Annotated in this window: 16 protein-coding genes and 1 rRNA gene; 14 read left to right on the top strand and 3 right to left on the bottom strand. The window is 71.0% G+C overall.

The window, feature by feature from the left end; genetic code table 11:
• From rrf to ACFYVL_RS39550, 9 genes are all read left to right on the top strand, one after another.
• Positions 1-93 (top strand): 5S ribosomal RNA (rrf, locus tag ACFYVL_RS39590); the annotation flags it as partial.
• A 75-nt stretch (positions 94-168) separates the two neighbouring features.
• On the top strand, positions 169-813 hold the full coding sequence (locus ACFYVL_RS39585) for an HAD family hydrolase (protein WP_389253983.1): 645 nt from the start codon (positions 169-171) through the stop codon (positions 811-813).
• Between the two features lie 78 nt (positions 814-891).
• Positions 892-2094, top strand: a complete 1203-nt coding sequence (locus tag ACFYVL_RS39580) for an MFS transporter (protein ID WP_389253981.1) — start codon at positions 892-894, stop codon at positions 2092-2094.
• Positions 2063-3238 carry an acetoin utilization protein AcuC gene (locus tag ACFYVL_RS39575; protein ID WP_389253978.1) on the top strand — a complete coding sequence of 392 codons (1176 nt, stop codon included), beginning with the start codon at positions 2063-2065 and terminating at the stop codon, positions 3236-3238. Before ACFYVL_RS39580 ends, ACFYVL_RS39575 begins: the two co-directional genes overlap by 32 nt.
• Positions 3239-3337: 99 nt before the next feature.
• Positions 3338-4153: a phosphatase gene (locus ACFYVL_RS39570; protein ID WP_389253975.1), complete on the top strand. Its 816-nt coding sequence runs from the start codon at positions 3338-3340 to the stop codon at positions 4151-4153.
• Positions 4154-4282: 129 nt separating this feature from the next.
• Complete coding sequence (locus ACFYVL_RS39565; RefSeq protein ID WP_185027739.1) at positions 4283-4495, top strand: helix-turn-helix domain-containing protein; 213 nt, start codon at positions 4283-4285, stop codon at positions 4493-4495.
• 108 nt (positions 4496-4603) lie between these two features.
• The gene (locus ACFYVL_RS39560) at positions 4604-4702 is read left to right on the top strand and encodes a 30S ribosomal protein bS22 (protein WP_003948845.1); all 99 of its coding nucleotides are present in this window, start codon (positions 4604-4606) and stop codon (positions 4700-4702) included.
• 275 nt (positions 4703-4977) lie between these two features.
• Positions 4978-6102: an NAD-dependent epimerase/dehydratase family protein gene (locus ACFYVL_RS39555; RefSeq protein WP_389253973.1), complete on the top strand. Its 1125-nt coding sequence runs from the start codon at positions 4978-4980 to the stop codon at positions 6100-6102.
• 1 nt (position 6103) lies between these two features.
• On the top strand, positions 6104-7150 hold the full coding sequence (locus ACFYVL_RS39550; protein ID WP_389253971.1) for a lysophospholipid acyltransferase family protein: 1047 nt from the start codon (positions 6104-6106) through the stop codon (positions 7148-7150).
• Positions 7151-7283: 133 nt separating this feature from the next.
• Here the strand turns inward: ACFYVL_RS39550 and ACFYVL_RS39545 are convergent, their stop codons facing one another.
• The 3 genes from ACFYVL_RS39545 to ACFYVL_RS39535 form a co-directional block, all read right to left on the bottom strand.
• Positions 7284-8507, bottom strand: a complete 1224-nt coding sequence (locus ACFYVL_RS39545; protein WP_389253969.1) for a DUF5667 domain-containing protein — start codon at positions 8505-8507, stop codon at positions 7284-7286.
• A 285-nt stretch (positions 8508-8792) separates the two neighbouring features.
• Positions 8793-9578 (bottom strand): ECF subfamily RNA polymerase sigma factor, BldN family, encoded by a 786-nt coding sequence (locus ACFYVL_RS39540; protein ID WP_389253967.1) that lies wholly within the window; start codon positions 9576-9578, stop codon positions 8793-8795.
• 433 nt (positions 9579-10011) lie between these two features.
• Positions 10012-10974, bottom strand: coding sequence for an HAD family hydrolase (locus tag ACFYVL_RS39535; protein ID WP_389253965.1), 963 nt, complete (start codon positions 10972-10974; stop codon positions 10012-10014).
• A gap of 136 nt (positions 10975-11110) precedes the next feature.
• On the opposite strand from ACFYVL_RS39535, the gene ACFYVL_RS39530 reads away from it, so the two are divergent.
• The 5 genes from ACFYVL_RS39530 to ACFYVL_RS39510 all read left to right on the top strand — a co-directional run bounded on the left by ACFYVL_RS39530 (position 11111) and on the right by ACFYVL_RS39510 (position 16594).
• Positions 11111-11395, top strand: a complete 285-nt coding sequence (locus ACFYVL_RS39530; RefSeq protein WP_389253963.1) for a glutaredoxin family protein — start codon at positions 11111-11113, stop codon at positions 11393-11395.
• Between the two features lie 198 nt (positions 11396-11593).
• Entirely contained in the window at positions 11594-12379 is a 786-nt protein-coding gene (locus tag ACFYVL_RS39525) for a redox-sensing transcriptional repressor Rex (RefSeq protein ID WP_389253961.1), read from the top strand.
• A complete protein-coding gene (locus ACFYVL_RS39520) occupies positions 12376-13938 on the top strand; it encodes a glutamyl-tRNA reductase (protein ID WP_389253959.1) in 1563 nt (520 codons plus the stop codon). The genes ACFYVL_RS39525 and ACFYVL_RS39520 overlap by 4 nt, the downstream gene beginning before the upstream one ends.
• The gene (gene hemC, locus ACFYVL_RS39515; RefSeq protein WP_389253957.1) at positions 13935-14909 is read left to right on the top strand and encodes a hydroxymethylbilane synthase; all 975 of its coding nucleotides are present in this window, start codon (positions 13935-13937) and stop codon (positions 14907-14909) included. Before ACFYVL_RS39520 ends, hemC begins: the two co-directional genes overlap by 4 nt.
• Entirely contained in the window at positions 14906-16594 is a 1689-nt protein-coding gene (locus tag ACFYVL_RS39510; protein ID WP_389253954.1) for a uroporphyrinogen-III synthase, read from the top strand. The genes hemC and ACFYVL_RS39510 overlap by 4 nt, the downstream gene beginning before the upstream one ends.
• Positions 16595-16618: the final 24 nt, after the last annotated feature.

Genomic DNA, 16618 nt, shown 5'->3' with positions numbered 1-16618 from the left:
ACGCCCGGTTACATTCCGAACCCGGAAGCTAAGCCTTTCCGCGCCGATGGTACTGCAGGGGGGACCCTGTGGGAGAGTAGGACGCCGCCGAACAAATTTTAATAAAGCCGCGGTCCCCGAGTCGTTTCGACTCGGGGACCGCGGCTTTTTTGCGTTTATGGTCGGATCATGCGCTACGACCTGGTGATCTTCGACAACGACGGAGTGCTCGTGGACAGCGAGCCCCTCTCCAACACCATCCTGTCCGGGTACCTGACAGAACTCGGGCACCCCACCACGTACGAGGAGTCCCTGCGGGACTACATGGGGGCCGCCGTGCACCGGGTGCACGATCTCGTGCGGGAGCGGAGCGGGCAGGAGCTGCCGGCCGAGTTCGAGGAGACCTTGCACGCGCGGATCTTCGCCGCGTTCGAGCGGGAGCTCCAGCCGGTGCGCGGGGTCGAGGACGTACTGGGGAAGCTCGTCGCCGACGGGGTTCCGTACTGTGTGGCCTCCTCCGGGACGCACGAGCGGATCAGGGTCGCGCACCGGCGGACCGGGCTCGACGAGTGGTTCGAGGACGAGTGGCTCTTCAGCTCCCAGGACGTGGGAAAGGGCAAGCCGGCGCCCGACCTGTTCCTCTACGCGGCACAGCACATGGGAGTGGCGCCCGAGCGGTGCGTCGTCGTCGAGGACAGCCCGCTCGGCGTCCAGGCCGCGAACGCCGCCGGGATGGACGTCCTCGGGTTCACCGCGATGACGCCGGCCGAGCGGCTGACCGGAGCCACCGGGTACTTTTCGGACATGGCCGAACTTCCGGGGCTGTTGGTCTGAGGGCGCCCAAGGAACGGGTCATTTTGGGTGTGTGATCCATCTACCCATGAGTAGCCGGGAGTCGTACGCTCAGCGCTCATGACAGACGCGCGCCTGCGGTACGGCAGGGCCTCATTGGCGTTGAGCTTCTTCGCGCAGGGGGTGGCCTTCGCCGTCCTCGTGACCCGGATTCCGGCCCTCCAGAGCCAGTACGGGATATCCGACTCGGTACTGCCGATCTTCCTGGCCGCGGTGCCCATCCTCGCCGGGGTCGGCAGTGTCGTCGCCGAGGCGCTGGCCAAGCGGGTCGGTGCGGCGGTCGTGCTGCGCTGGTCCCAGCCGGTCGTCCTGCTCGCGCTGATCGGGGTCGGGCTCGGCCGCGAGATGTGGCAGGTCGCCCTCGCGCTCGGCGCGTTCGGGCTGTCCGTGGGGCTCCTGGACGCGTCCATGAACATGCTGGGGGTCAGCCTCCAGCGGGCGTACGGGCGGAGCATCATGCTCGGCTTCCACGCGGCGTACAGCCTCGGCGGGATCGCCGGCGCCTCGCTCGCCTGGGCGGGGGCGCACTGGGAACTCTCGCTGCTGGTCACGTATCTGCCCGCGGTGTGCCTGCTGCTGCCGGCGGTCCTCGTCGGGAGCCGCTGGTACGTCGACGCCAAGGGCGGCCAGGAGGCGGCGGAGAGTGCGGGGCGGAAGGCGGCCGGGTTCTCGTTCAAGCTGCTGCTGCCGCTGTGCCTGGTGATGTCCTTCGCGTACATCGGGGACTCCACGGTCTCCAACTGGAGTGCCAAGTACCTTCAGGACGTGCTGGGGTCGAGCGAGGCGCTGGCGACCGTTCCGTACAACGTCTACATGGTGACGACGCTGATCGGGCGGGCCGTCGGGGACTTCGGGGTGCGGCGGTTCGGGGCGGTCGCGGTGGTGCGGGCCGGGGCGGTGGTCGCGGCGGCGGGGTTCGCGGTGGTGGCGGCAGCGCCGGGGGCGTGGGTCGGGATGCTCGGGTTCACGCTGCTGGGGTTCGGGCTGTGCGTGATCGTGCCGCAGACCTTCGCGGCGGCGGGGCGGATGTTCCCGGGGGCCAGCGATGTCGCGGTGGCCCGGCTGAACATCTTCAACTACGTGGGTTTCCTGGTCGGTTCACCGTTGGTGGGGGCGCTCGGGGACGCCTGGAGCTACCGGGGGGCCATGCTGGTGCCGATGGCCATGGTGCTGGTGACGCTTGTGTATGCCCGGTCGTTCGCGCCGGAGGGCGACCGATACCGTGGCGGGCATGAGCGGCCGCGCACTGTTGATGTGGGATGACGCCGTCACGGCGTACGACTTCGGGGATCGTCACCCGATGGATCCGGTCAGGCTCGCGCTGACCATGGGACTGGTGCGGGCCTACGGGCTCGACGGGGCGGTGGACGTGGTGGCGGCCCCGGCCGCCGGGGACTCCACGCTCCAGCTGGTGCACCGGGAGGACTACGTGGCCGCGGTACGGGCTGCGTCGTTGAATCCGCGCGCCGCGGACCAGGCGTACGGGCTGGGGACCGAGGACGATCCGGCGTTCCCGGGGATGCACGAGGCGTCCGCGCTGATCGCCGGGCAGTCGGTGGGCGCCGCCGAGGCGCTGTGGCGGGGGGACGCGGCGCACGCGGTGAACTTCGCGGGCGGGCTGCACCACGCGATGCCGGGGAGCGCTGCCGGGTTCTGTGTGTACAACGACGCGTCGCTGGCGATCGCGCGGCTGCTGGAGATGGGCGCGGAGCGGGTCGCGTACGTGGATGTGGACGTGCACCACGGGGACGGGGTGCAGGCGGCCTTCTGGGACGATCCACGGGTACTGACGATCTCGCTGCACGAGCACCCCCGGCTGTTGTTCCCCGGTACCGGGTGGCCCGAGGAGACCGGGGCGGAGGGGCCGGGGGAGGGCAGTGCGGTCAATGTGGCGCTGCCGGCCGGGACCGGGGACGAGGGGTGGCTGCGGGCCTTCCACGCGGTGGTGCCGGAGCTGCTGGCCGACTTCCGGCCCCAGGTGCTGGTGACGCAGCACGGGGCGGACACGCACTTCGAGGATCCGCTGGCGCACCTCGCGGTGTCGCTGGACGCGCAGCGGGCGGTGCAGGCGGCCTGCCACGACCTCGCGCACGCGTACGCGGAGGGCGGGAAGTGGCTGGCGCTCGGGGGCGGGGGGTACGCGGTGGTGGATGTGGTGCCGCGGTCGTGGACGCATCTGGTGGGGATCGCGGCGCATCGGCCGATTGAGCCGGAGTCGATGATCCCGGGGGTGTGGCGCGATGAGGTGTACGCGCGGACGCGGGAGTCGGGGCCGCGGCGGATGACGGACGGGCGGACGCCGGCGTGGCGGTCGTGGGACGAGGGGTACGACCCGGCGGATCGGGTGGATCAGGCGGTGGTGGCGGTGCGGAGGGCGGTGTTTCCGCTGAGGGGGCTGCTGGCTTAGGGGTGCGGCCCCGCCGCGTCAGGGGGTGGGGTTACGCCATGGGGGTTGTGGGGGTGGGGAATCGGGTGGGTGGGGGTGGGGGGCGGTGAGGATGGAGGGGTGTTGAGTAGCGGCGCGCTGCGGGCGCATTTGTTGGCGGCCAAACTGGCCGGCGTGGTCGCGACCCCCCGGGAGGAGAGCCTGCGGAGCTATCGGCTGTTCGGGGAGGGCGACCCGCGGGTTCTGCTGGGGCTGGAGCCCCAAGGGGTGTGGGGGGAGGGTGAGTTGGTTGAATTGATGGCGGCCAGGTGCGGGGTCTCGCCGGACCCCGGGTACCGGCGCGGACCCGACGCCATCGATCCGGAACGGACCCTGGCGGCCCTGGACGCCTTCGCACAGAAGCTCGGTGAGGCGGCCGGGAGGGGGTTGCCGGTGCTCTTCGGGACCGGTCATCCGCACCGATTGGTCGGGTTCTACGCCGAGTTGGCAGACGCTCTGTCGGCGGCGGGGTGTGAAGTGCTCACTCCCGCGCAGGGGCATCGTGTCGACATAACGACCCGGTTCGGCGTACGTACGTACAACCTTGACTACGTACGGGGAGTCGCGCTGGTGCGTGAACCCGGCGCGCGGGGTCCTGGGAGTGAGACCGGCGTGCACTCCCATTCTCCCCTCCCGATTCGGGTGGTTCTGGAGGCCGCCGCGACGGGTGGAGGGCCCCTTCCAGGGCTGGTCGTGGGAGATCACGGATGGGTCTGCGGTGCAGGTCAGCTCGGGTTTGAGGCGATTGGGCTGGCGGATGTGGACGACCCCGCGCTGTTCGTCGGAGAGGTCGAGGGGCGGGTGTCCGTGGCCGTTCCACTTGATGACGCTGTGCGGTCTGATTACTACCGACCGCTTACTCGCTATGTACTCAATCGAGCGTGTCTGTCACGGTAGCGGGCCGATCGCATCTCCTCTTCCCCACTCGCATCACCCGCCCCTAGTCTGGGGAGTGAGCGCACAGCGACGAAGAGTCACCGGAAGGGGAAGCCGGTGCGCGTCATGTGCGGAAGGTACAGGTGGGTCATGACTGCTTCAGGCGAGAGGCCTCTCAACGAGGTCAAGTTTCTGACCGTGGCGGAAGTCGCCTCGGTGATGCGAGTGTCGAAGATGACCGTGTACCGGTTGGTGCACAGCGGTCATCTGCCGGCGATCAGGGTGGGCAGGTCCTTCCGGGTCCCGGAGCAAGCGGTTCACGAGTACCTCCGTGAGTCCTTCGTGGGGGTGGAGACGGCCTAGGTTCCCCTCGGATTACGCCACTCACCGGGTGGCGGGTAGGCTAGGCCCTTGTAGGTCGTGTGGGCCCAGACGCCCCGCACCAGTGAGAAGAAGTGAGCGAGGGTAGTCGTGGGCTCTGTTATCAAGAAGCGGCGCAAGCGGATGGCCAAGAAGAAGCACCGCAAGCTGCTGAAGCGCACTCGCGTTCAGCGTCGCAACAAGAAGTAAGCGACAGCTGACGCAGTACTTGGAGGCCCTCCCGCCAGTGATGGCGGGAGGGCCTCCACGCGTTGGGGGCACCTCCACGCGTTCCAGGTGTCCCGGACGCCCCCGGCGCGCCCCTGAGCGGCCGGTGGGCGGGTGTGGCCGGTACCGGACCCCTCGATGCCACTTCCGGTGCCGCTCGGTCATCACAGCGCAACACGCAGGCGTTACGGTGGCCACCGAAGGGGGACCCGGGGCGACCGGGAAACCCTGGGGGCATTCGAGGGAAGGCGCTGATCTTGGGCAAGGTCGTGCTCGTCACAGGTGTGGCCCGGCAGCTGGGGGGCCGCTTCGTGCGGCGCGTGCAGCGGGACCCCGAGGTGGACCGGGTGATCGGGGTCGACGCGGTGCCTCCCGAGCACCATCTGGGCGGCGCCGACTTCGTCAGGGCGGACATCAGGCAGCCCGCCATCGCCCGGGTGCTCGCCGAGTACGGGGTCGACACCGTCGTGCACATGGACGTGACCGGCACCCCGCTGGGCGGTGGCGGCGGCCGGAGCACGGTCAAGGAGACCAACGTCATCGGCACCATGCAGCTGCTCGGCGCGTGCCAGAAGTCGCCGACCGTGCAGCGCCTGGTCGTGAAGTCCAGTACGAGCGTGTACGGCTCGGCGCCGCGCGACCCGGCCGTGTTCACCGAGTCGACCCCGCCGAAGTCGCTGCCCAGCGGCGGCTTCGCCAAGGACGCCGTCGAGGTCGAGGGGTACGTCCGCGGCTTCGCCAGACGGCGGCCGGACGTGGCGGTGTGCGTCCTGCGGTTCGCGAACATCCTGGGGCCGCGCGCGGACTCCCCGCTCGCCGACTACTTCTCGCTGCCCGCGCTGCCGACGGTGCTGGGGTACGACCCCAGGCTCCAGTTCGTGCACGAGGACGACGTGGTGGAGGTGCTCAGGATCGCCGCCCACGACCCGCGCCGGGGGACGCTCAACAGCGGCACGTTCAACATCGCCGGTGACGGCGTGCTGCTGCTGTCGCAGTGCGCGCGCAGGCTGGGGCGGCCGACCGTGCCGTTCCTGCTGCCCGCCGTGCGGTGGGTGGGCTCCGCGCTGCGGACGATCGGGATGAGCGACTTCTCGCCCGAGCAGATCCGGCTGCTGACGCACGGCAGGGTGGTGCGGACCTCGCAGATGCGCGAGACCCTGGGATTCGACCCCAAGTACACGACGGCGGAAGCCTTCGCGGACTTCGCCCGCAGCCGGGGGAGCGGGCTGCTGCCGCCGGAGCGGCTCGCCCGTACCGTGGACCGGGCGGCGGAGCGGGTGTCCGCCGCGGCCGGCCTGGTACGCCACGAACCCGCCGGACCCGCCGGGTCCGCCCCCGCCGCCGACCCCTCGGCACCCGTCGAATCCAAGGAGCGCAGCTGACATGGCCGACGCCAAGGTCATTCCCTTCGGTGACGAGCCGCGGTCGCGGCGGGGGGCGGGGGCCGCGCGGCCGGGCAAGCGGAGCCCCGGCGGCCGCAAGGGCGGCTCCGGGGGCGCCGCGCTGGCTCCCGTACCGGAACAGCAGGGAACGTCCCCCGAGGCGCCGGTGGCGGCCCCCGACGCGGGCGAGGAGCGGGCGGAGCGGGGCGGCGGCTGGGACCGGCGGATCGCGGGCGGGCTCGCCTTCCTGCGGCGGCGGATCACCGGGGACTACGAGGTCGACGAGTTCGGGTACGACCACGAGCTCACCGACCAGGTCCTGATGTCGATGATCCGGCCGTTCTACGAGAAGTACTTCCGGGTCGAGGTGAAGGGCATCGAGAACGTCCCGGCCGAGGGCGGGGCGCTGATCGTCGCCAACCATTCCGGGACGCTGCCGCTGGACGGGCTGATGCTCCAGGCCGCGGTGCACGACGAGCACCCGGCGGGACGGCACCTGCGGCTGCTCGCCGCGGACCTGGTCTTCGTGCTGCCGGTGGTGAACGAGCTGGCCCGCAAGGCCGGGCACACCCTGGCGTGCGCGGAGGACGCGCAGGCGCTGCTGGAGCGGGGTGAGCTGGTGGGGGTGATGCCCGAGGGGTTCAAGGGGATCGGGAAGCCGTTCAGCGAGCGGTACAAGCTCCAGCGCTTCGGGCGGGGCGGCTTCGTGTCGACGGCGATGCGGGCGGGCGCGCCGATCGTGCCGTGCTCGATCGTGGGCGCCGAGGAGATCTACCCGATGATCGGGAACTCCAAGACCCTCGCCCGGGTGCTCGGCTTCCCGTACTTCCCGATCACACCGACGTTCCCGTGGCTGGGGCCGCTGGGGGCGGTGCCGCTGCCGACGAAGTGGACGATCCAGTTCGGCGAGCCGATCGAGACCGCGGGGTACTCGGCGGAGGCGGCCGAGGACCCGATGCTGATGTTCAACCTGACGGACCAGGTCCGCGAACAGATCCAGCACACGCTGTACAAGTTGCTGGTGCAGAGGCGGTCGGTGTTCTTCTGACCCGGTTCTTCTGACCCGGTTCGTCTGACCCGTACCCGTGCCGGGCACGCACCGGCTCCGGGCATGCAGCGGCGGCCGGTGTGGTGGTGAGCCTGGGCTCGGCCGGCCGCCGTTGGCGTGGTGTCGCTGTGCGCTACCCCTTGGTGTCCTCGCTGTCGATGCCCAGGCCCGGGAGTACGTCCGGGAGGATGGGCGGGATCGTGACGTCGGGGACGGCCGGTCGGGCGGGCTTGTCCGGGGTGGGCGTGGCCGGCTTGTTGTGGGCGGGCGGCGGGTCCAGCAGGTCCCCGGCGCCGCCGATGAGGCCGGACGACGGCTTGCCGTCCGACGAGGTGGGCGGCGGGGTGCCCGGCTTGCCCTGGTGCGGCGAGCCGGGGGTGGCACCGGGAGCGGCGGGCCGCGTGCCGGGGTTCTGGTGCGGGGTGCCGGGGCGGTCCTTGTGGGTGCCCGGGGCGGTCGGCTTCTGGTCGGTCTGCGGTGCCTTGGGCAGCAGCGACTGGAGCGGGCCGACTTCTTCGTCTATGGCGTCGAAGACCGAGCTCACCTGCGAGCCGACGTCGCCCAGCTGGGCGGGCAGCAGGCTGCGCAGACTGCTCCAACTGTCGCGGTGGGACTTGGAGAAGGCCGTCAGCGCCTGGATGGGGCCGATGTTGCCGTCTCTCTCGTACGCCTCGTAGAGGAGCCGGTGGCCCTCGCTGGCGTCGTGCTTCATCCCGTTCAACGTGCGCCGTACTTCGCCCAGTTGCTCGTGGTCGAGGTCGGCGGCCTTGCCCCGTTCCATGAGGCGTCTGGCCTCCTGGAGTCTGGTGGACGCCTGGTCGAGGTAGATCTGGCCCCGGTCGGACTCGTCGCCCGCCATGGTGAGTTTCAGATCCTCCATGCCGCGCTTGAGCCCGTACAGCGAGTCACCGGGGAGGGCGTTGGAGCTGGCGGCGGCGACGCCGCCGAAGGCTCCGGCCGCCACACCGACGGTGAGTCCGCCTGCCGCGAGTCCCTTGGACCAGCGGGAACGGGGGCGCAGCTTCCGGAGCGCGGAGGCCCGGTGGGCTCCCCGTCCGGTCCGCTGCTCGGGCACCTGGGGGCCCGAAGGGGCTCCCGCGGTGCCTTCCAGCATCATGGCCTCCATGGCGGCGACGAGCTGTGCTCGTTGCACCACTTTGACCTCGGGGTCCATCTCCGGTGCGGGCAGGCCGCCCAGACCCGCGGCCAGGGACAGCAGAGTCCCCTGGTCGGCAGGCCTTTCGGCTGCTCCGGCCGTACCTTCGGGCTGTTCGGCCGCCGTGTCCCGGAGTTCCTGATCCTCCAGGGCCTGGGCGAAGGCGTTGGCCCGCCGGTGCGCCGATACGTTCGCGATCACTGGCGGCACCTCCTCTCGTCATGACGATCGACTCCCCGGGTGGTCCGGAAGGTTGCACGCCATGAGCACATTCACGCGATGGAGTGAGTGGCTGCGGGCATGGCGCGACCGCAGGGAGCCTGCATTCCGCACAACGAGCCGCCGGGCACTTGGGTTACGGACGAAAGATGATCCGACTGCCGAAGAATTCTGTCTTCGACAGCCGGTGATCGAACAGTCACCTGGCGTCAGTTGCGGAAGCCCGGGGTCCGCTGTGCGGGCCCGGCGTCGGTCGCCGGGCGGGGGTCACCGGGCGTCGTCGGGCAGCAGGCGGGCCAGCGTGCGCACGGCCCGGTACTGGAGGGTCTTGATCGCACCCTCGTTCTTGCCCATGACGCGGGCGGTCTCGGCGACCGAGAGCCCTTGCAGGAAGCGCAGTGTCACGCACTCCTGCTGCTGCGGATTCAGCTTGCGCACGGCTTCGAGGAGAGCCGCGTTGGAGAGGGACTCCAGGACGGAGTCCTCGGGGCTGCGCTCGACCTCGTTGGCGTCGAGCATTTCGCCGGTGGTCACTTCGAGCCTGAACCTGCTCGACTTGAAGTGGTCCGCGACCAGGTTCCGGGCGATCGTGACCAGCCAGGCGCCGAAGTCACGGCCCTGCCAGGTGAAGGTGGAGATCCTCCGCAGGGCGCGCAGGAACGTCTCGCTGGTCAGGTCTTCTGCCGTCGCCTTTCCGCCGACGCGGTAGTAGATGTAGCGGTAGACCGTGTCGCTGTACTGGTCGTAGAGGCGGCCGAAGGCCTCGGCCTCGCCGCCTTGGGCGCGCTCGACGAGGTCCATCATGCGCGCGCTGTCGCTGTCGGCGGTGGGCCGACGGACGGTGGACGTGCCGGTGCCCGAGCTGGCGGCGCCACGGCTACGTCTGCCGACGGCGGCACCGCCGTCGGCAAGGGCGTAGCAAGGGCCGACAGTTACAGGGGTGGCAAAGGCGGGGACGGCGTACGCGGTGGGGACGAAGCCGCGCAGCCGGTCGATGACCGTTGCGCGCAGCGTAGCCAGGCCCGAGGCGTCAACCCCGACGTGTGGGTACACGGGACTCCCAGAGGCAGAGCTTCCATCACGTGCAGTACCGGACTGGTCACTCGTGGTGCTGGTGAATGGGTTCCGGAATGCGTCTGAGGAGAATAACGCTTCGTACAGGCAGCACTACACCCAGTTGCTCAAATCATCGTTTCCGTCTCTTCTGTTACGCCTAGAGGGCGTATCAAGTAGCTGTTAGTGACCAGATGTTGACCGAATGGGTTCGTGATCTGTCTGCTTGCCCGATGAGTTGTGGCCGAGTGCGCGGAACAGGACTGGCCGGGGAGGGGGGCGGGTAAGCCCTGTGGATTGGCTGCTCCACGCCGTGGGGCCGGGCGCGCCCCGTGGAGCGGGGTGCGCCCGGCCCCGTTTCGTATCCGGTGCGCCGGTGGTCGGGTTCGGTTCGTCTTTGGTTCGTACGGAAGCGGAATTTCCGTGACCGCGGTCAGCGGCGGCGGCGGTGCAGCGCGAGGGCGGCCGCGGTGCCGCCCGCGAGGGCGCCGACGCCGGCCGCGGCCGGGATGCCGACCTTGGCGGCCTTGCGGCCGGTGCGGTAGTCGCGCAGCCGCCAGTCGCGCTCGCGGGCGTGCTTGCGGAGCTTGGCGTCCGGGTTGATCGCGTACGGGTGGCCGACGAGCGAGAGCATCGGGATGTCGTTGTGGCTGTCGCTGTAGGCGGCGCAGCGGGTGAGGTCGAGGCCCTCGGCCGCGGCCAGGGCGCGGACGGCCTCGGCCTTCGCGGGGCCGTGCAGGGGTTCGCCGACCAAGCGGCCGGTGTAGACGCCGTCGTGGGACTCGGCGACCGTGCCCAGCGCGCCGGTGAGGCCGAGGCGGCGGGCGATGATCGTGGCGGTCTCGATCGGGGCGGCGGTGACCAGCCAGACCTTCTGGCCCGCGTCCAGGTGGGCCTGGGCGAGGGCGCGGGTGCCGGGCCAGATGCGCTCGGCCATGTACTCGTCGTAGATCTCCTCGCCGATGGTCATCAGCTCGGAGACCTTGTGGCCCTTGACGATGGACAGGGCGCTGTCGCGGGCGTCCTGCATGTGCTCGGGGTCCTCGACGCCGGCCAGCCGGAACCAGGCCTGCTGCCAGGCGAAGCGGAACAGTTCCTGGCGCTCGAAGAACTTCCGCTTGTAGAGCCCGCGGCCGAAGTGGAAGATCGCGGCGCCCTGCATGACGGTGTTGTCGAGGTCGAAGAAGGCGGCGGCCTTGGTGTCGCCGGGGACCGGGAACTCGGGCTCGGCGGGTGCGGTCTCGTCCGGGGAGTCGGGCTCGGCGGCGCGGGCCGCCTCCAGCTCTTCGAGCTCCTGTGACGACTTGCGTGCTGCTTCGGCTGCAGCCTCGCCCGCCAGCACGCTCCGTGCGGTCGCGGAGCGCCTACGGGGGGTGAGCCATCCCAGTGCGGCCATGTCGTGAGCATAGCCATTCTGTTCGGAACTTCCCGAGCCGGAGGGATGCGGGGGTGTGAACTCTCCGCGTCCGGGTTGTTACGGAGTCGGCGAAGGGCCGGGCGGAGAACCGGCGGGGTGCGGCCATGATGGGGGGATGAGCGCTCTGTGGCGGAAGAAGAAGGCGGCGGCGGTGGCGGCGGGCGATCGGCTGGTGACGCTGATCGGGAAGCCCGGATGTCACCTGTGCGATGACGCACAGAAGGTCGTCGACGAGGTGTGCGGGGAGCTGGGGGTGCCCTGGGAGAAGAGGGACATCTCCGTGGATGCGGAGTTGCACCGGGAGTACTGGGAGCAGATTCCGGTCGTGCTGGTGGACGGGGAGCAGTTCACGTTCTGGAAGGTCGACGCCGGGCGGCTGAGGCGTGAGCTGGGGGGATAAGTAGGGTGATGTCCGCTACGGGGGAGAGGGCTGGATGGTTCCCGGTAGTGGGGTGCGAAGTGCGTGACCCCGGTCACTTTGGTGGGACAAAACGGGCACAATCTTTGTGCACGCGTTCACAAAGACATAGCCTGCATCCGACGGGGCGGTCTTGGGACTTACGGCCGCCTGCAGCCCCGCTCATCCCGCAGGAGCACCGTGGCAACTGGCCGAAATCACCGACCGGCGACCCGTAGCCGAGGCATTCCCGAGGCCACCGTCGCCCGACTTCCGCTGTATCTGCGCGCCCTCACCGCGCTCTCCGAGCGGTCCGTACCGACCGTTTCCTCGGAGGAGCTGGCCGCGGCTGCCGGAGTCAACTCCGCCAAGCTGCGGAAGGACTTCTCGTACCTCGGGTCCTACGGCACCCGGGGCGTCGGCTACGACGTCGAGTACCTCGTCTACCAGATCTCCCGCGAGCTGGGCCTCACCCAGGACTGGCCGGTCGTCATCGTCGGCATCGGTAACCTCGGTGCGGCACTGGCCAATTACGGAGGGTTCGCCTCCCGTGGTTTCCGGGTGGCCGCGCTGATCGACGCCGACCCCGCGATGGCGGGCAGGCCGGTCGCCGGGATCCCGGTCCAGCACACGGACGAGCTGGAGAAGATCATCGCCGAGAACGGCGTGTCCATCGGGGTCATCGCGACCCCGGCGGGCGCCGCGCAGCAGGTCAGCGAGCGTCTGATCGCCGCCGGTGTCACCTCCATCCTTAACTTCGCGCCGACCGTCCTCCAGGTCCCCGAGGGCGTCGACGTGCGCAAGGTCGACCTCTCCATCGAGCTGCAGATCCTCGCCTTCCACGAGCAGCGCAAGGCAGGCGAGGAGGCCGCCGCCGAGGCCGCGGCCGGCGCCGTGCTGCCGCCCGCCGCCCGGCGCGGCGCCGACGGCGCCACGAACAACCGGAAGGGACCCGACGGGGACGTGCCCGCCGTGATGCCGGCATGAGTCTGTTGGTCGTCGGGCTGAGCCACCGCAGTGCCCCCGTCAGCGTGCTGGAGCGTGCCTCGCTCGCCGGTGACGCGAAGGCGAAGCTGCTCCAGGACACCCTCGCCTCCGAGCCCGCCGCGGAAGCGACGGTGCTCGCCACCTGCAACCGCATCGAGCTGTACGCCGACGTGGAGAAGTTCCACGCGGGCGTCGCCGAGCTGTCCACCCTCCTCGCCCAGCACAGCGGGGTGGGACTGGAGGAGCTCACCCCCTATCTCTACGTGCACTACGAGGACCGGGCCGTCCACCACCTCTTCTCGGTGGCGTGCGGGCTGGACTCGATGGTGGTCGGCGAGGGGCAGATCCTCGGGCAGATCAAGGACGCGCTTGCCCTCGGGCAGGAACTGCACACCGCGGGCCGCCTGATCAACGACCTCTTCCAGCAGGCGCTGCGGGTCGGCAAGCGGGCCCACTCCGAGACCGGCATCGACCGGGCCGGTCAGTCGCTGGTCACCTTCGGCCTCGAACAGCTCGCCGCCGGCGCGCCGGTCGACGCATGGGCCGCCGGGAAGCGGGCGCTGGTGATCGGCGCGGGCTCGATGTCCTCGCTGGCCGCCGCCACGCTGGTGCGCGTCGGGGTCGCCGAGGTCGTCGTCGCCAACCGGACCGCCGAGCGGGCCGAGCGGCTCGCCGGGATCCTCAACCAGTCCGGGGGCAGCGCACGCGCCGTGCCCATGGACGAGGTGGCCCACGAGCTGACACGAGTCGACGTCGCGATCTCCTGCACCGGTGCCACCGGCCTGGTGCTGACCGTGGAGGACGTGGCCGCCGCGCTCGGCGTGAGTGCCGACACCCGCCCGGAGCCCGAGCCCGGCCACGTACCGCAGATGCGCACCGAGGCCGACGCCGGTTCCCTGGAGCTGCACGGCGCCTGGGCCGACAACGGCGAGCTGGCCGCGAAGTCCGTACGGACCCCCAAGCCGGCCGGGGCGAGCGGCGGCGACGTGCGCCTGGCCCTGCTCGACCTCGCGATGCCGCGCGACATCGACGGTGCCGCGCACCGGCTCGACGGCGTGCGCCTGGTGGACATCGAGTCGCTGGCGGACGCCTCGGCCGATGCGCCCATGGCGGCGGACGTGGACCAGGTGCGCGGAATCGTCGCGGACGAGGTGGCCGCCTTCGGCGCCGCCCAGCGGGCCGCGCAGATCACCCCGACCGTCGTCGCGCTGCGCAGCATGGCCGCCGACGTGGTCACCAACGAAGTGGCCCGGCTGGAGGGCCGGCTGCCCGGTCTCGACGAGAAGCAGCGGGCGGAGATCACCCAGACCGTACGCCGCGTGGTGGACAAGCTCCTGCACGCGCCGACCGTACGGGTCAAGCAGCTCGCCAGTGAGCCCGGCGGCGCCGGGTACGCGGACGCGCTGCGCGAGCTGTTCGACCTCGACCCGCAGACGGTCGCGGCCGTGAGCCGGGCGGACCGCCCCGCGGGCGGCCCGGCCGGTGCTCCGTCGGACGGCACCAAGGAAGACCTCAACGACACCACCGGTGCCGAGAGCGCGAAGAGAGGGCGGGCATGACTGATGCCGCTAAGGCCGGATCGGCCTTGAAGCTGGGGACTCGGCGCAGCAAGCTCGCCATGGCCCAGTCCGGACACGTCGCCGACGCGGTGCGCGAACTGACCGGCCGCGAGGTCGAGTTGGTGGAGATCACCACGTACGGGGACGTGTCGAAGGAGCAGCTCGCGCAGATCGGCGGCACGGGTGTCTTCGTGACCGCGCTGCGCGACGCGCTGCTGCGGGGCGAGGTGGACTTCGCCGTCCACTCGCTCAAGGACCTGCCGACCGCGCAGCCCGACGACCTGACGCTGGCCGCGGTGCCGGTCCGCGAGGACCCGCGCGACGTGCTGGTGGCCCGCGACGGCCTGACCTTCGCGCAGCTCCCGCAGGGCGCCAAGGTCGGTACGGGGTCGCCGCGCCGGATGGCGCAGCTGAACGCCTACGCGCGCAGCCACGGCCTGGACATCACCACTGTGCCGATCCGGGGCAACATCGACACCCGGGTCGGATACGTACGAAACGGGGAGCTGGACGCGGTGGTACTCGCCGCTGCCGGGCTCCGCCGTATCGGCAGGGTCGACGAGGTGACCGAGTTCCTCGACACCGACCTCGTCCTGCCCGCCCCCGGCCAGGGGGCACTGGCCGTCGAGTGCGCGGCGGTCAATGTCGACCTCGCCGCCGCTCTCGCCGAGCTCGACGACCCGCACACGCGGTTCGCCGTGACGGCCGAACGAGCCCTGCTCGCCGCCCTGGAAGCCGGTTGCAGCGCACCTGTGGGTGCACTGGCCGACTTGTTGGTTGACGGGCAGATTGTCAATGAAATGCGCCTGCGCGGAGTCGTCGGTTCGACCGACGGTGCCGCACTGGTGCAGCTGTCCACTACCGGTCCCGTACCCACGTCGCACCACGCCGCGGAGGCTCTCGGGCGCGAACTCGCGTCGGAGATGCTCGCCAAGGGTGCGGCCGGTCTTATGGGGGAGCGAGCACTTTGAGCCCCACCACCACCTCTGCATCCTCGGCGTCCTCGGTGTTCTCTGCACCCGGGCACGTCACCTTCCTCGGTGCCGGCCCCGGTGATCCGGGCCTGCTGACTCTGCGCGCCGTCGAGGCGCTGGCGAGCGCCGACGTACTGATCGCCGAGCCCGCTGTGCTCGACGTCGTGCGCGCTCATGCGAAGGCAAGCGTAAGCACGCCTCAGCTCGCGGTAGTTGACGACGCGTCAGTAACTGCGGGCGCGGCTGCGATCCGGACGCCGATGTCGTCCAAGGTCGTGGTCAATCTTGTCATGGAGGCTGCGCGCAGCGGCAAGCGGGTCGTCCGTGCCGTCTCCGGCGACCCCGGCCTGGACGGGAACGCGGGCGAGGAGATGCTCGCCTGCGCCGCCGAGGGAGTCGCCTTCGAGGTCGTCCCCGGGGTCGCCACCGCCGTCGGCGTGCCCGCCTACGCGGGGGTGCCGCTGCGCGACGCCACCGGCGCCGACGTGCGCTTCGTGGACGCCCGCACCGCCGACGAGCGGTGCTGGAGCGAGGTCGGCGCGAGCGACGCGACCGCCGTCGTCTCCACCACGCTCGACGCGGTGGCCGCCGCCGCCGGCGAACTGGTCTCCGCGGGCCGCAAGCCCGACACCCCGATGACGGTCACCGTCGCGGGCACGACGACCCGCCAGCGCACCTGGAACGCCACGCTCGGGACGGTCGCCCAGGTCCTCAAGCAGGCCAAGGTGCTGCCCTCCCCGGAGGGCCACCAGCCCGTCATAGCCGTGGTCGGTGAGCGCGGTGCCGCCGACCGCCGCGACCAGCTGTCGTGGTTCGAGTCGAAGCCGCTCTTCGGGTGGCGCGTCCTCGTACCGCGTACGAAGGAGCAGGCGGCCTCGCTCTCCGACCAGCTGCGCTCGTACGGCGCGGTGCCCCACGAGGTGCCGACCATCGCCGTCGAACCGCCGCGCACCCCGCAGCAGATGGAGCGGGCGGTCAAGGGCCTGGTCACCGGGCGCTACGAGTGGATCGCGTTCACCTCCGTCAACGCGGTCAAGGCGGTGCGGGAGAAGTTCGAGGAGTACGGGCTCGACGCGCGCGCCTTCGCCGGGATCAAGGTCGCCGCGGTCGGCGAGCAGACCGCCGCCTCGCTGGTCGAGTTCGGTGTGAAGCCGGACCTGGTGCCCAGCGGCGAGCAGTCGGCGGCCGGTCTGCTGGAGGACTGGCCGCCGTACGACCCGGTCTTCGACCCGATCGACCGCGTCTTCCTGCCGCGGGCCGACATCGCGACCGAGACCCTGGTCGCGGGCCTCATCGAGCTGGGCTGGGAGGTCGACGACGTCACCGCCTACCGGACCGTGCGCGCCTCGCCGCCGCCGGCCGACACCCGGGAGGCGATCAAGGGCGGCGGCTTCGACGCGGTGCTCTTCACCTCCTCCAGCACGGTGCGCAACCTGGTGGGCATCGCCGGCAAGCCGCACAACGTGACCGTCATCGCCTGTATCGGCCCCGCGACGGCGAAGACCGCCGAGGAGCACGGGCTGCGGGTCGACGTGCTGTCGCCGGAGCCCTCCGTGCACCGGCTGGCGGAGGCGCTCGCCGAGTTCGGCGCGGCCCGCCGGGCGGCGGCGATCGAGGCGGGCGAGCACGTGGCCAGGCCGAGCGAGCGCCGGCCGGGATCGCGGCGGCGCCGCACGACGTGACGCGCGTGGCCCGTGCGCACCGGA

Origin of the sequence: Streptomyces sp. NPDC004111, assembly GCF_042874215.1 — a bacterium.
GTDB lineage: Bacteria > Actinomycetota > Actinomycetes > Streptomycetales > Streptomycetaceae > Streptomyces.
The sequence above is the reverse complement of the archived record's forward strand: the minus strand, read 5'-3'. Positions and strand labels throughout refer to the sequence as shown.

What these genes read in the sequence shown, in the direction of transcription:
- ACFYVL_RS39565 (WP_185027739.1), top strand. Translation starts at nt 4,283, where the DNA reads ATGACTGCTTCAGGCGAGAGGCCTCTCAACGAGGTCAAGTTTCTGACC.
- ACFYVL_RS39580 (WP_389253981.1), top strand. Translation starts at nt 892, where the DNA reads ATGACAGACGCGCGCCTGCGGTACGGCAGGGCCTCATTGGCGTTGAGC.
- ACFYVL_RS39535 (WP_389253965.1), bottom strand. Translation starts at nt 10,974, where the DNA reads ATGGCCGCACTGGGATGGCTCACCCCCCGTAGGCGCTCCGCGACCGCA.
- ACFYVL_RS39585 (WP_389253983.1), top strand. Translation starts at nt 169, where the DNA reads ATGCGCTACGACCTGGTGATCTTCGACAACGACGGAGTGCTCGTGGAC.
- ACFYVL_RS39575 (WP_389253978.1), top strand. Translation starts at nt 2,063, where the DNA reads ATGAGCGGCCGCGCACTGTTGATGTGGGATGACGCCGTCACGGCGTAC.
- ACFYVL_RS39550 (WP_389253971.1), top strand. Translation starts at nt 6,104, where the DNA reads ATGGCCGACGCCAAGGTCATTCCCTTCGGTGACGAGCCGCGGTCGCGG.
- ACFYVL_RS39520 (WP_389253959.1), top strand. Translation starts at nt 12,376, where the DNA reads ATGAGTCTGTTGGTCGTCGGGCTGAGCCACCGCAGTGCCCCCGTCAGC.
- ACFYVL_RS39530 (WP_389253963.1), top strand. Translation starts at nt 11,111, where the DNA reads ATGAGCGCTCTGTGGCGGAAGAAGAAGGCGGCGGCGGTGGCGGCGGGC.
- hemC (WP_389253957.1), top strand. Translation starts at nt 13,935, where the DNA reads ATGACTGATGCCGCTAAGGCCGGATCGGCCTTGAAGCTGGGGACTCGG.